This window comes from Hymenobacter terrigena, from assembly GCF_054776515.1.
Genome location: NZ_BAAHBU010000001.1, coordinates 1,304,986 through 1,318,860 on the forward strand (window position 1 = coordinate 1,304,986; position 13,875 = coordinate 1,318,860).

A 13,875-nucleotide genomic window follows, 5' to 3' on the forward strand; every position below is an offset into this window, starting at 1 on the left:
CCATGTCCTCCCCAATATCCGTGCTCAGCGGGGCCTCCGCGCCCGAGCAGTTGCGCCGCGAAGGCTTCGCCCAAACCCTGCGCGAGTCGCCGATTCCGAACACCGAGCTGCTCAACAACCTGGGCCTGTACCTAAACCGGCAGACGTTTTCGCGCCTGCTGTTCTTCACCGAGCTCTACCAGCAAATCATCCCGGTGCACGGCGTGGCCATGGAATTCGGCGTGCGCTGGGGCCAGAACCTGGCGCTGATGCATGCCCTGCGCGGCATCTACGAGCCGTTCAACTACAACCGCAAAATCATTGGCTTCGACACTTTCGGCGGCTTCCCTTCGGTAGATGCCAAGGATGGGGCACTAGTGAAAGAAGGCGACTACGGCGTGACCGAGAACTACCAGGAATACCTCACCCAAATTCTGGCCCTGCACGAGGCCGACAGCCCCATTCCGCACAAGCGCAAGTTTGAGCTGGTGGCCGGCGACGCTTCCGAAACCGTGCCCCGCTACCTGCGCGACCACCCCGAAACCGTCATTGCCTTTGCCTACTTCGACTTCGACATCTACGCCCCCACCAAGGCCTGCCTCGAAGCCATACGCCCGCGCCTGACCAAAGGGGCCATCGTCGCTTTTGATGAGCTAAACTGCCCGGAATTCCCGGGCGAAACGCTGGCATTTGACGAAGTTTTTGGGGTGGCCAACTATGCATTGCGCCGCAGCCCGCTCAACCCGCTGATTTCGTATTTGGTGGTGTAATTTTCCTTGAAACGGTCATGCTGAGCGCAGTCGAAGCATCTCTACCGCGTAAGTAATTTATTTACTATTGCGGTAGAGATGCTACGACTGCGCTCAGCATGACCGTCTTTTACCATTGACCGTGACCACCTACCGCCCTCTCCCGCAAGCCGAATACCGCTACGGAGCCTACCGCCTCATCCCCATTCGCTACGACGACCGGGAGCCCATCCGGGCCTGGCGCAACGCCCAACTCGAAGTATTACGCCAGGCCGCACCGCTCACTGCGGAGCAGCAAGACACTTATTTTCAGCGTGTAGTATTGCCGCTTTTTGAGCAGGAAAAGCCCGGCCAGCTGCTTTTCTCGCTCCTGCATGAGGATAAGCTGGTTGCCTACGGTGGCCTCGTCCACCTCTCTTGGCCGGACCTGCGCGCCGAGGTATCATTTCTGGTTGAGCCCGCTCGGGCCGCTGATGCCGCTACGTACCGCCAGGATTTTCTAGCGCACCTGCGCCTGCTGGGCCAGGTGGCATTTGAAGGCTTGAAATTCAACCGCCTCTTCACCGAAACCTACGACATCCGGCCCGCCCACATTGCCATTCTGGAAGAAGCTGGTTTCCAGCTGGAAGGCCGTTTGCGGCAGCACATCCAGCTCGCGCCAGGTACTTTTACCGACTCACTGATGCACGGCCAGCTGGCCGCCGACTATGCCACAGCCTTTGGAACTGCCCTTTAAACGAATTTTTATCAGCGGCGGGGCCGGCGTAATTGGCCAGGAAATGACGCGCCGACTGGCCACGCTAAATACTGATATTCAAGTACTGGTAGGCGACATCAAGCCGCGCCCGGCCGACTTTCCGGCCCAGTTCCAGTACCGGCAAGGCGATTTGAATTTCCTCACCGAAGCCGAAATCGCAGATTTCGCGCCCGATTTATTCATTCACCTCGCGGCCACCTTCGAGCGCTCCACCGAAACCTACGGCTTTTGGGAGGAGAATTTCCGGCACAACGTGCAGCTCAGCCACCACCTGATGACGGTGCAGAAGGACCTGCCTTCGCTGCGTCGCGTGGTGTTCGCGTCCAGTTACCTCATCTACGACCCGGCGCTTTATAACTTCATCGAAGTGCCGACCGCCCCCCGCAGCCTGCGCGAAACCGACCCCATCCTGCCCCGCAACCTGACGGGCATGGCCAAGCTGGCCCACGAAATCGAGCTGCGCTTTCTGGATACGTTTCGGGCGCAGCAGTTCAGCACGGTGGCCCCGCGCATATACCGGGGCTACGGGCGCAATGGGCGCGACATCACCTCGCGCTGGGTGCGGATGCTGCTGGCCGGCGAGGAAATCACAGTGTATGGGGCCGAGTCCTTCTTCGACTACCTCTACGCTGCCGATACGGCCGAGGGCCTGCTTCGCCTAGCGGCCACCGAAACCGTGACCGGGCTGGTGAACCTGGGCACCGGCCGCGCCCGCCGCGTGGCCGACGTGGTGGAAGTGCTGAAGCAAAACTTCCCCGGCATGCGGGCCAAGTACGTAGCTTCCGACATTCCGTTTGAAGCTTCGCAGGCCGATATGACCTTGTGGTCGAGCCAGATAGACTGGTTGCCTCCAACCACGCTTGAAGTAGCCATTCCCGAAATCATTGCCTTCGAGCGCGCCCGTCAGGATACCCTTACCGCCACGGAAGCATCGGCTGCCAAAGGACCGGGCCACATTCTAATCAGCAGTATTTCGGCCAAGGTGCCGCTGGCCCATGCGGTAAAAAATGCGGCCAAGCGCCTGAACCCCGGCATCAAAATAGTGGGCGGCGACCTCAACCCGCAGGCCCTTGGCTTTCACTTCACCGATGAAAGCTGGGTGATGCCGATGACGACCGACGAGCATCTGCCCGCCATCATCAGCCTGTGCCAGGCCCAGGGCATCACCCGCATTATCCCCACCCGCGACGGCGAGCTGGCCTTCTGGAGCCGGCACCGCGCCGCCCTGGCCGACGTCGGCATTGCCGTACTGGTGAGCCCGCCCGAAGCCGTGCAGCGCTGCCTCGACAAGCTCGAATTCAGCACCTTCGGGCAGGAAAACGGCCTGCCCATCATCCCCACCAGCCTCAGCATCGACACGCTGGCCGGCGACCAGCCCACTCCCAACGCCGCCTTTGTGGTGAAGGAGCGGCACGGCGCCGGCTCGCTTAGCCTGGGCCTCAACCTGCCCTACGCCGCCGCCGTGGCCCACGCCCAAACGCTGAGTGAACCCATCTTTCAGCCCTTTGTCCAGGGCCGCGAAATCAGCGTGGATGGCTACGTAAGCCGCGCCGGCCGGGTACATGGAATGGTAGCGCGCACCCGCGACGTGGTGGTGCGCGGTGAGTCGCAGATTACCACCACTTTCCACGACCCGCAGCTACTGGCCCGCCTTACTCCCATTGTTGAAAAACTCGGGCTCTACGGGCCGTTTGTGCTACAGGCGCTACTCACGCCGGATGGCGGTTTGCACATCATTGAGTGCAACAGCCGCTTCGGCGGGGCCTCCACGCTGGGCATCGCGGCGGGAGTTGATTCATTTTTCTGGTTTTTGCAGGAAGCTGTTGGGACTGATTTGCAGCAGTTTCCCTTCCGACCAGTGGCGGAGCCCTTGCGTCAGGTGCGGATGGCAACGGATGTGGTGATGCCGGCTTCCCCTCAGCAATAGCCATTATGCCCGTTCTCGTTTTCGACCTTGACGACACGCTGTACCCGGAATTGAGCTATGTGCACAGCGGTTTTCGGGCCGTGGCCGAGTTTCTGAGTCCGCTGCTGGGCGTGCCCGCTGAAACGCTGGCAGCCGGCATGATTGCCGAGGAAGCCGTGCATGGCCGGGGCCAGGTGTTTGATAACGTGTTGCGCCAATACGGCAAGTGGAGCAAAGCTTTGGTAATGGCCAGCCTGCGCATCTACCGCCAACACAAGCCCACGCTGAGCTTATTTCCGGATGCCGAACGCTGCCTCACCCGCTTCGCCGACTGGCCGCTTTACATTGTGACGGATGGCCACAAGGAGGTGCAGGCCCGCAAAGTGGCGGCGCTGCACCTGGCCGGCCGGGTGCGCCACGCCTACCTCACCAACCGCTACGGCCGCCACCGTGCCAAGCCCGACCCGCACGTTTTCCAGCTGATTTGCCGGCGTGAAGGGGTGACGCCGGAAGAAGTGACTTACGTGGGCGACAACGTGCGCAAAGACTTCGTGGGCATTAAGCCGTTGGGGTTCAAAACAGTGCGTATTCTGCGGGGCAACTACGCTCACTACGAAGCCGATGCGGCGCACGAAGCTGACCGAAGCATCCATTCGCTGGACGAGCTGTAGCGCGGACTTTTAGTCCGCGAGTTGCTCGTTCGCCGCTCACCTGCTCGCGGACTAAAAGTCCGGGCTACTTCGCGCTATTGTCGCACGTACCTTTGCGCATCCGATTCGCATCCCAATAATCATGACCGAAATTACCATCGGCGGCCGTCCGGTTGGCCCCGCGCACAAGCCGTTTATTATCGCCGAAATGTCCGGCAACCACAACCAGAGCCTCGACCGTGCGCTGGCCCTGGTAGACGCCGCCGCCGCTGCCGGCGTCGATGCCCTTAAGCTTCAGACCTATACCGCCGACACCATCACGATGGACACCGGCTTTGCCATCGACGAAGAGGGTCAGTCGCTATGGGAGGGCAAAAACCTCTACAAGCTGTACGAGGAGGCGCACACGCCCTGGGAGTGGCACGCCGAGTTGTTTGCCCGCGCCCGGCAGCATGGGATGCTGGCTTTCAGCTCGCCGTTTGATGAAACGGCCGTGGATTTTCTGGAGTCGCTGGACGTACCGGCCTACAAGATTGCCTCTTTTGAAAATGCCCACTGGCCGCTGCTGCGCAAGGTAGCCGCCACCGGCAAACCGGTGATTGTGAGCACCGGTGCCGCCACCCTGGCCGAGATTGACGACGCCGTACGGGTGCTGCGCGAAGCCGGCTGCCGCGAGCTGGTGCTGCTGAAATGCACCAGCACCTACCCCGCCTCGCCGGCCAACACCAACCTGCGCACCATCCCGGTGCTGGCCGAAACCTTCGGCTGTCCCATCGGCCTGAGCGACCACACCATGGGCGTGGGCGCGAGCGTGGCCGCTGTGGCGCTAGGGGCGTGCGTCATCGAAAAGCACTTCACCCTGAGCCGCGCCGAAGGTGGTGTAGACTCCGCGTTTTCGCTGGAACCCCACGAGTTGAAAAGTCTGGTGGAAGAAACCGAACGCGCCCACCAGGCGCTGGGCACGGTGCAGCTCTGCATCCAGACTGGCGAAGAGAAAAGCCGCCTCTACAAGCGCAGCATTTACGTGGCCAAGCCCATTGCGGCCGGAGAGGAATTCACGACGGACAATCTAAAAATCATTCGCCCCGGCGATGGGCTGTGGCCGCGCCACTGGGGCGTGGTGCTGGGCCGCAAGGCCGCCAAAGACCTGAAACCCGGCACGCCGCTGACCTGGGAGGCACTGTAATGCCGGCCCGAACCCTGCCGCTCATTCCGCGCCTGCGCGACATTTTGCAGCTGCGCTTTACGGCCATATTCGCGGCTTTGCCAGCGGCGGCGCTGGCCGATATTTCGCCGGCCAACCCGATGAAGCGTTTGGCACGGGTACTGGGCTACGCAGGATTGCGGCTGGTGGGCAACATTTTTAAGCCCATCAAAAACCGCGACGACCTGCACGGCAAAGTGTGGCTCTACGTGGTGAGTGCCAACAACTACGACGCCCTGGAGTTCATCCAAAAGGCCCGGACGGATGCCGTGCTGGTAGCGGGTCAGGGCAAGAACATTGGACGGTATAACGCGGCGGTGAACCGGCTCTCCCTGCGAAGCAAGCTGCTGTATTACTGGCAATTTCCGCTGGCTTTTTTCGGCTTGCTGAAAACGGATGGCGGCCGGGCGTGGCGGTTTTTCGACTTCATTTTCTACGCCATCGGCTATTATGAGGTATACCGGCGGGCGCTGCGGCGCAACCGGCCTCGGGCGGTAGTGTTTTCCAACGACCACAACGACGACACCCGCTCCCTGCTGCTGGCCTGCCGCGCCGAGGGCGTGCCCACCGCCTACGTGCAGCACGCCAGCGTGAGTGCCAACTTCCCGCCTCTGGGCTTCGACCTGAGCTTGCTGGAAGGCCAGGATGCGCTGGATAAATACCGCCTCTGCGGTCCCGTGCAGGGCCGTGTGGAGCTGGTGGGAATGCCCAAGGCCGACGCCTACCTCAGCCAAAAGAACACCGCGCCGGCCGTGCGCCGGGTGGGTGTTGCCTGCAACATCCACGACCCCATGCCGGCCCTGGTCGATACGCTGGTCTACCTGCTGCGCGAGCTGCCGGAACTGACCTTCACGCTACGCCCGCACCCCAGCGACGGCCGCGACTTCGAGCCGCTTCGGAAGCTGCTGCCCACCCTGCAATGGTCGAGCGCCCGCCAGGAAAACGTGTTCGATTTCCTGCTGCGGCAGGATGCATTGGTAGCTGCCGACACTTCCACCCATCTCGAAGCCACGTTGCTGAACGTGGCCAGCATCTACTTCCGCTTCGGCACCTTTGCCCTCACCAACGACTACTATGGCTATGCCGCCCGGGGCCTGGTGGAACGCGCCGATACCCCCGTCGAGCTGGCGGCGGCGTTGCGCCGATACGCTCAATCCAAACCCGCCGACCTCTATCTGCGGGCTGCATACTACAATGCCACGCTGGGTACTCCCGATGAAGGCCGCAGCCAATTGCGCACCGCCGAAATATTAAACAGCTGGCTGAACCAGACCGATACAACCATCTGATATTCGGTTGTTTTCACGAAATCCCCATATATGTCATCGGCTACTGCATTGCCTCCGATAAGTGCCGTTCCGGTTTCTGCCGAAATGCGGCTGGACTATGTGTTGCGACATTTTCGGCTGGCCTATGTGAACGTGCCTGCGGCACTGATTGGCTACGTCGGGAGCCAGCGGCCTATTGAAGTGACTGACCTGGCGGGCGACTTTTTTCAGGCCCAAAGCCCCCCCTATCCGTCTGCCCCGAATTACCGCGACTGGGCTGGGCAGCGGGTGCCTTTCTTCTTCGATAGCCAGCCAGAAGCGCCGCTGCTTGACATGCCCACAGGCAGGGCGGTTGTCAACGCCGATGTCATCTCAGCGGCTTTCTACCTGCTCAGCGGCTGGCAGGAATATTTCTCGGATGCACGCGACCGGCACGGACGTTTTCCCTACGCGGCCAGCGTCCAAAAGCGGTACGATTTCGTGGCGCTGCCGGTGGTGAACTACTATTTCGACGTGCTGAAAACGGCGGTGGAGCACGTCATTGGCCAGCCATTGCAGCCCCGCCGGTGGGCCGGTGGCGCGTTCTTCGCCGCTTTTATCAGCCACGACATCGACAGCCTGCGCAGCGGTTGGAAGGCCCCGGCCAAAGCCATGCTCCGGCAGGGACAGTTCCTAAAGGTCGGGCAGCAGTTGTGGCGGCACATTACCCGGCCCGATGTCTGGGACAACCTGGAAGGCGTGGCCGCCGCAACCGCAGAGTATGGGGCCAGGTCCACCTTTTTTATCCTGCCCGAGTCCCGGCCCGGAGCCGATGGCACGCCTAATGCCGACTACGCGGTTTCGACGGCGCTGCTTCGGCGGCTCGAGGCACTGAAGCAGCGGGGCTGCGAAATCAGTCTACACGGCAGTATCGGCACGGCCACTACGGCGGCGCCCCTGGCGCATGAGGTGGAGCGCCTGCAGCACGGCACCACGGGGCTACGCTTTCACTACCTGCGTTGGGAGCCGCGCCAAACTCCATCTATTGTAGAGGCGGCCAAGGGGTTTCCCTACGATTCTACCCTGGGCTTTGCCGAGCATTTTGGCTTTCGCAATTCCTACTGTCATCCGTTCTACCCGTTCGATTTTGCTACTGGCACTGCTCACAACTTTTTGGAAATCCCGCTCAACGTGATGGATGCCACGCTGCACCATCCCAATTATTTGCAGCTGCAAGCGGAGGACATATTGCCGGCATTGCGACCCATGCTGGTCGAAATTGAACAGTTTGGCGGAGTCTTGACGCTGCTTTGGCACAACGACCATTTCGACCCGGCCAATACCGTCACCGGTCCGCGCCAATTTGCCCAAATCATGGGCTATTTACAGCAGCGCGGGGTAGCATTTCTCACTGGCCGCGAAATTTGGCAACAATTCCTAGCCTAATCAACCGGTTCTTCACTCCTTCACCCTTCTTCTAATTGGGCATTGTTCAGCGCCAGGGCATCCGCAATACCCTGATTTCCTACGTCGGCCTGGCTATCGGCTTCGCCAACACCATTCTGGTGCTGCCGCGCTTACTTTCGCCGGCGCAGATTGGCCTGACGGCCAGCGTTTTGCTGCCATTGGCTACCATTGGCGCGCAGGTGGCGTCGTTCGGCTTTGCCAATATGGGCATCCGGTATTTCCCCTTTTTCAGGAACCAGGGGCGCAACCACGCGGGCTTCTTCCCGCTGCTGCTGGGGCCGCCGCTGCTGGGGTTTGTGGTGGTGGCACTGGCCATGCTGGTGGGCAAGCCGCTGCTCCTGCAATGGTACGCCAAAGGTGATGCAGCCTTGCTCTCGCCGCACTACCTGGCGGCTATTGCGCTTGCGGGCTGCATTATGCTGGGCTCGTTGCAGGATGCTTATCTGCGGTCGCTCTATCACACGTCTTTTTCCTCGTTTTGCCAGGAAATCCTGCTTCGGCTGATGCTGGTGGGCGCGGCCGTGGCTTACAGCCAAGGAGTTATCAGCTTCCACGGCTTCGTGCTGGCCTACGTGGGGGCGTATGCGGTGGTGGCGGTGCTGCTGACCATTTACCTGGCGGCCATTGGCGAATTGCACCTGCGGCCCACGCGGGCGGCCCTGCGCATCAAGCCCATACGTGAGATGCTGGGTTTTGGGGCGTTTGTGCTGCTGAGCAATATCTCGGGCACGGTATTGCTCAACATCGACAGCCTGATGGTGGGCACCAAGGTAAGCCTAGCCGCGGCCGGTATCTACCTCATTGCCACCAATGTAAGCACGGCCCTCGTCCTGCCCTTTCGGGCACTCTACAAGACGGCCTTTTCGCTCATTGCCGAATACTGGAAGGAGAACAACATGGCCAAAATGGCTGATTTCTACCGCCGCAGCACCCGCATCAACACACTGTTGGGCTGCTACCTGGCGCTAGGCATCGGGCTGAATCTTGACTTTATCTACAGTCTCATCCATCGCCCCGAATACGCCGCGGGCACCTCGGCGGTACTGCTGCTGCTGGCGGGCCGGCTGTTCGATGGCATTACCGGCGTCAATGGCATCATCGTGGCCACTTCGCCGCGCTACCGCTTCGATTTGGTGTTCAATATCTCGCTCGCCGCCGCTGTGGTCGTGCTCAACTGGCTCCTGATTCCGCACATGAAGCTGGCCGGCGCAGCTTTGGCTTACTGCATCGCGCTGGTCAGCATCAATACCGTCCGGACGTGGTTTGTATGGCGCAACTATGGCATGCAGCCTTTCGATGGCAGTACCGTGCGCATTCTAGCGGTAGCAGCCGGGGCCGGATTTGTAGCCTGGATTCTGCCCGCTACCGGCAATGCCTGGCTCACACTGCTCATGCGCGGCGGGGTGCTCACGGTGCTGTATGGCACAGGGGTACTGCTGACGGGTACCGCCCCGGAGGCGGCAGCCCTGCTGGCTACCCTACGAGCCCGTCTGACGCGCTAAGGACCATAAAAAGAGGGTGAGCCATACGGCCCACCCTCCACTATTTAAGGGGGATAAACGAGGCTATCTAGCAGCAACTGCCGCTCACTGCCTCGCCCGCGGCCACCGCTACCGGCGACGGCCCGCAATCAAACAAGCCGAAATGCTGGCTGGTATCGCCTTGCACTTTGAAGTGCGGTGCGTAGCGCGTCTCACCCACCATGGCGGCGGTATTGCCGCACACCAGCATGGGGCGGCCGGTTTCGAAAGTGTGGTGGTCGTCGAGCACGAACTGATGGGGCTGGCCGGGCACCGTGCCCAAGTAAGTAGCCACCTGGCCGTGGTCTTCGCATTTGTCCTCAATATCCAGCTTGAAGGCGCGCACCGTGAGCGAGTAGAAGCCGATATTGCCGACTTTGGCCTCAATCTCGGGGTTGTTGATGGTGAGGCGACGGCTGCTCATCAGGCGGTAGTCGTTGATGCCCAGACGCAGCAGCAGGCGGCGAAAATCCTCGGTATACATGGCCCCGCTCAGGCATTCGCCATACAAAATCGGGTCCTGCCGCAGGACTTCCGGCACGCGGCGGTCGGCAAATACATCGGCGATAAATAGCTCGCCGCCGGGCTTCAGCACGCGGAAGATTTCGCGGTACGTGGCTTCCTTGTCCGTGCTCAGGTTGAGTACGCAGTTGCTCACCACCAAATCCACGCTGTTGTCGGGGATGTTGGCTGACTTCAAATCCTCAATGTAACCGTGGCGAAACTCCACGTTGGGCCTGGCATAGCCGAAGGTGACGGTATGGGCGTCGATGTGGCGACGGGCTACATCAAGCTGCTCCTCCGTCATATCCACCCCGATAACGCGACCGTTTTCACCCACCAGCTTGGAAAGCAGGTAAGCGTCGCGGCCCGAACCGGAGCCCAAATCAAGCACCGTAATCCCTTCAATGGCATCCGGAATGCACACGCCGCAGCCGTAGTATTTCTCCAGTACCTCCGGCTCGAGTTGCGACAAAATGCGGCGATGGGCCAGCGGGATGTCGTCGGTGCAGCAGGCGTTGGTGAGCAGGTCCTGACTGGTTTGGAGTTGGGTGCCGTAGTAGTCCTGGACCTGGGCATGGGTGTTGGGGCTGGCCATATCTAGAGGAAGAAATCGATAGCTAAGGTGGAAAATACGTTATGACGGGAACAACTGGTTTGTCGGCCCGAAGTTATTCCCAAGGCAGCGCGGACTCGCAGAGTCCACGCTATAGGCCTACGCTCCCACCAATACCGGCCGCTCTTCCTCCACGCGCTTGGGGGCCGGGCCATCCTGATGCATCTCGCGGTAGAAGAAGGCAAAGATGAGCGGGAAAATCAGCAGCGTGAGCACCGTGGCCGTCACCAGCCCGCCGATTACCACGATGGCCAGCGGCTTCTGCGTTTCGGAGCCGATGCCGGTGCTGAGCGCCGCCGGAAACAGGCCAATCATGGCCATGAGGGCCGTCATCACCACCGGGCGCACGCGCGAGGCCACCCCCACCATCAGGCTGTGGGTCAGGCTCAACTTCTTCCGCAGATTTTCCTTGAACACCGTAATCAGCACAATACCGTTCTGAATACATATCCCGAGCAAGGCGATAAAACCGATGCCCGCCGAAATCGAGAAGTTGACGCCCGTGATGTGGAGCGCCGCAATGCCGCCGATGAGGGCAAACGGCACGTTGGCCAGCACCAGCGCCGCATCCTTGCCGTTGCCGAAGGTGATGAACAGCAGGATAAAGATGATGACCAGCGACACCGGCACCACCTGACTCAGGCGCTTGGTGGCCCGCACCTGGTTCTCAAACTCGCCGGCCCACTCGATGCGGTAACCCTTGCCAAGCTTGATGGTCTGGTCCATTTTCTTCTGCGCCTCGGCAATGGTGGAGCCCATGTCGCGGTCGCGGATGGAGAATTTCACCGCGATAAAGCGCTGGCCGTTATCGTGGTACACGAAGGCCGGGCCGTTCTCGGTTTTGATGGTGGCAATTTCCTTGAGCGCCACTTTGCCGCCCCGAATGGTGGGCACGCGCAGCTCGCCGATTTTGGCTTCGGTGTCGCGGTCCTGCTTGGGGTAGCGCACCGTCACGTCGAACTTGCGCTCGCCTTCGTAAATCTGCGTCGCGGCTTTGCCGCCCACGGCCATTTCCACTACCGTCTGGGCATCAGCCGTTTGCACGCCGTAGGCCGCCATGCGGGTCTGGTCGAGGCGTACACTCATTTCGGGCTGACCCAGGTTGCGCAGAATGCCCAGGTCCTTCACGCCGCGCACGCCACCGAGCACCTTCATCACTTCGTTAGCCTTGCCGTCGAGTTCTTTCAGGTCGTTGCCGAAAATCTTCACGGCCAGCGCCGCGTTGATGCCGGCCACCGCCTCCTCCACGTTGTCGATAATGGGCTGCGAGTAGTTGAAAATGATGCCGGGGTACTCCTTCAGCTTCTTGTCCATCTCGTCAATCAGCTGCTCCTTGGTGATGTTGCGCTTCCACTCATCCTTGGGCTTGAGGTTGACCTGCGCCTGCACGTAGTAGATGCCCGAGGGGTCGGTGCCGTCGTTGGAGCGGCCTGTCTGCGACAGCACCGACGTCACTTCCGGGAACGAGCGGAGGATGCGGCGGTAGTTGGCCGCCATCTTGTTTGTCTCGGTGAGTGAGGACGACATCGGCAGCTTGGTTTCCACCCACAGCGCGCCCTCATTCAACTCGGGCAGAAACTCCGAGCCCAGGAATTTGAAAGAATACAGCCCTGCCACCACAATGGCCATGGTCACGCCAAAGCTCAGCAGCTTGTGGCGGTAGGTGAAGCCAAAGGCCTTGGTCACAATCGTATCGAAGAAGGTCACGAGGGGGTTGTGCTTCTCCTTCACGTTCTTGTTGAGCAGCAGCGAGCACAGCACCGGCACCAGGGTCAGGGTCAAAATCAGGGCTCCCACCAACGCGAAGCCCAACGTGTAAGCCAACGGGCTGAACATCTTGCCTTCCACTTTTTCGAACGCGAAAATGGGCAGCAGGCAAGTCAGAATGATGAGCTTCGAGAAGAAAATGGCCTTGCCCAGCTCGCCGCCGGTTTTCTTAATCATGCCCAGCTTGGCGAGCTTGTTGAACTTCTCCATGCCCACTTTATGAGCCTTGTGGTCGAGTACCACAAAAATGCCCTCCACCATCACCACGGCCCCGTCGATGATGATGCCAAAATCGATAGCGCCCATACTCAGCAAGTTGGCGCTCATGCCCTTCAGCCGCAGGCAGACAAAGGCAAACAGCAGCGCCAGCGGCACCACAATGCCCACCGTGAGCGTGGTGCGCCAGTCCGCCATGAAGATGAGCACGATGAGCGTGACCAGCACAATGCCCTCAATCAGGTTGTGGATGACGGTGTGCGTGCAGTGGTCCATCAGCACGTCGCGGTCGTAGAACGTTTTGAGGTACACATCATTAGGCAGCACCTTCTCGTTGAGCTCGGCAATTTTGGCTTTCACGCGGCCCAGTACCTCGGCGGGGTTTTCGCCCTTGCGCATGATGACGATGCCCTCCACCACGTCCGATTGGTCGTCGAGGCCGGCCTGGCCCACGCGGGGGGCATTGCTTTCCGTTACCTGGGCCACGTTGCGCACCAGAATGGGCACGTTGTTGATGTCCTTGACGATGATATTGCCGATGTCTTCGGGCTTGGTGAGCAGGCCGATGCCACGCACCACATAGCTCTGCGAGTTTTTCTCAATCACGTCGCCGCCCACGTTCATGTTCGACTTCTGCACGGCCTCAAACACCTCCAGCGGCGTCATGTCGTACTTCGCCAGCATGGCGGGGTTCACGCTGATTTCGTACACCTTACGCGTGCCGCCGAAGGCCGCGATATCGGCCACGCCGGGCACCGATTTCAGCTGCCGCTCCACCGTCCAGTCCTGAATGGCCAGCAGTTCGTTGGTGCTGCGGCCGGTGCGGCTCTGCACCGTGTAGCGAAAAATCTCTCCCGTGGGGCCGTAAGGTGGCTGCACGTGCGAGTCGCAGCCCACGGGTAGGTTCACGCCGGCCAGCAGGTTGTTTACCTGCTGCCTCGCAAAGAAATCCTCCACGTTGTCCTCAAAGTTTATCTTCAGCACCGACAAGCCGAACATGCTGATAGAGCGCATGTTGCTCTTCATCTGCACCGAGTTCATGGCCACCTCAATGGGTGTACTCACAAACCGCTCCACTTCCTCGGCCGAGCGGCCGGGCCAGAGGCTCACGATAATCATCTGGGTATTGGTGACGTCCGGAAACGCCTCGATGGGCGTGTGCACGTAGCTGTAAGTGCCGCCAGCCACCAACAGCGCCGTCATGAAAAAGATGAAGAAGCGGTTCTTCAGCGAAAAGGCAACAATGCCGGAAATAAACTTATTCATGCCAATGCGGAGTGGGAAGCGGCGGAGCGG

General features: G+C 60.5%; 10 protein-coding genes. 8 read left to right on the forward strand and 2 right to left on the reverse strand.

What is annotated here, in order from left to right:
* Positions 1 to 2 precede the first annotated feature (2 nt).
* The 8 genes from ACYU7Q_RS05340 to ACYU7Q_RS05375 all read left to right on the forward strand — a co-directional run bounded on the left by ACYU7Q_RS05340 (position 3) and on the right by ACYU7Q_RS05375 (position 9,461).
* A complete protein-coding gene (locus ACYU7Q_RS05340) occupies positions 3 to 749 on the forward strand; it encodes a class I SAM-dependent methyltransferase (protein WP_460608395.1) in 747 nt (248 codons plus the stop codon).
* Positions 750 to 870: 121 nt separating this feature from the next.
* Positions 871 to 1,464: a GNAT family N-acetyltransferase gene (locus tag ACYU7Q_RS05345; RefSeq protein WP_460608396.1), complete on the forward strand. Its 594-nt coding sequence runs from the start codon at positions 871 to 873 to the stop codon at positions 1,462 to 1,464.
* Positions 1,436 to 3,412, forward strand: a complete 1,977-nt coding sequence (locus ACYU7Q_RS05350) for an NAD-dependent epimerase/dehydratase family protein (RefSeq protein ID WP_460608397.1) — start codon at positions 1,436 to 1,438, stop codon at positions 3,410 to 3,412. The genes ACYU7Q_RS05345 and ACYU7Q_RS05350 overlap by 29 nt, the downstream gene beginning before the upstream one ends.
* A 5-nt stretch (positions 3,413 to 3,417) precedes the next feature.
* A complete protein-coding gene (locus ACYU7Q_RS05355; protein ID WP_460608398.1) occupies positions 3,418 to 4,062 on the forward strand; it encodes an HAD family hydrolase in 645 nt (214 codons plus the stop codon).
* 121 nt (positions 4,063 to 4,183) lie between these two features.
* Positions 4,184 to 5,227 (forward strand): N-acetylneuraminate synthase family protein, encoded by a 1,044-nt coding sequence (gene pseI / locus ACYU7Q_RS05360; RefSeq protein ID WP_460608399.1) that lies wholly within the window; start codon positions 4,184 to 4,186, stop codon positions 5,225 to 5,227.
* Positions 5,227 to 6,534: a glycosyltransferase family protein gene (locus tag ACYU7Q_RS05365; RefSeq protein ID WP_460608400.1), complete on the forward strand. Its 1,308-nt coding sequence runs from the start codon at positions 5,227 to 5,229 to the stop codon at positions 6,532 to 6,534. Before pseI ends, ACYU7Q_RS05365 begins: the two co-directional genes overlap by 1 nt.
* 84 nt (positions 6,535 to 6,618) lie before the next feature.
* Positions 6,619 to 7,938 (forward strand): polysaccharide deacetylase family protein, encoded by a 1,320-nt coding sequence (locus tag ACYU7Q_RS05370; RefSeq protein WP_460608401.1) that lies wholly within the window; start codon positions 6,619 to 6,621, stop codon positions 7,936 to 7,938.
* Between the two features lie 35 nt (positions 7,939 to 7,973).
* Positions 7,974 to 9,461, forward strand: coding sequence for a lipopolysaccharide biosynthesis protein (locus tag ACYU7Q_RS05375; RefSeq protein ID WP_460608402.1), 1,488 nt, complete (start codon positions 7,974 to 7,976; stop codon positions 9,459 to 9,461).
* Positions 9,462 to 9,528: 67 nt separating this feature from the next.
* On the opposite strand, the gene ACYU7Q_RS05380 is transcribed toward ACYU7Q_RS05375, so the two are convergent.
* Both ACYU7Q_RS05380 and ACYU7Q_RS05385 read right to left on the reverse strand, forming a co-directional pair.
* The gene (locus ACYU7Q_RS05380) at positions 9,529 to 10,578 is read right to left on the reverse strand and encodes a class I SAM-dependent methyltransferase (protein WP_460608403.1); all 1,050 of its coding nucleotides are present in this window, start codon (positions 10,576 to 10,578) and stop codon (positions 9,529 to 9,531) included.
* A gap of 117 nt (positions 10,579 to 10,695) precedes the next feature.
* Positions 10,696 to 13,845: an efflux RND transporter permease subunit gene (locus ACYU7Q_RS05385; protein ID WP_460608404.1), complete on the reverse strand. Its 3,150-nt coding sequence runs from the start codon at positions 13,843 to 13,845 to the stop codon at positions 10,696 to 10,698.
* Positions 13,846 to 13,875 lie beyond the last annotated feature (30 nt).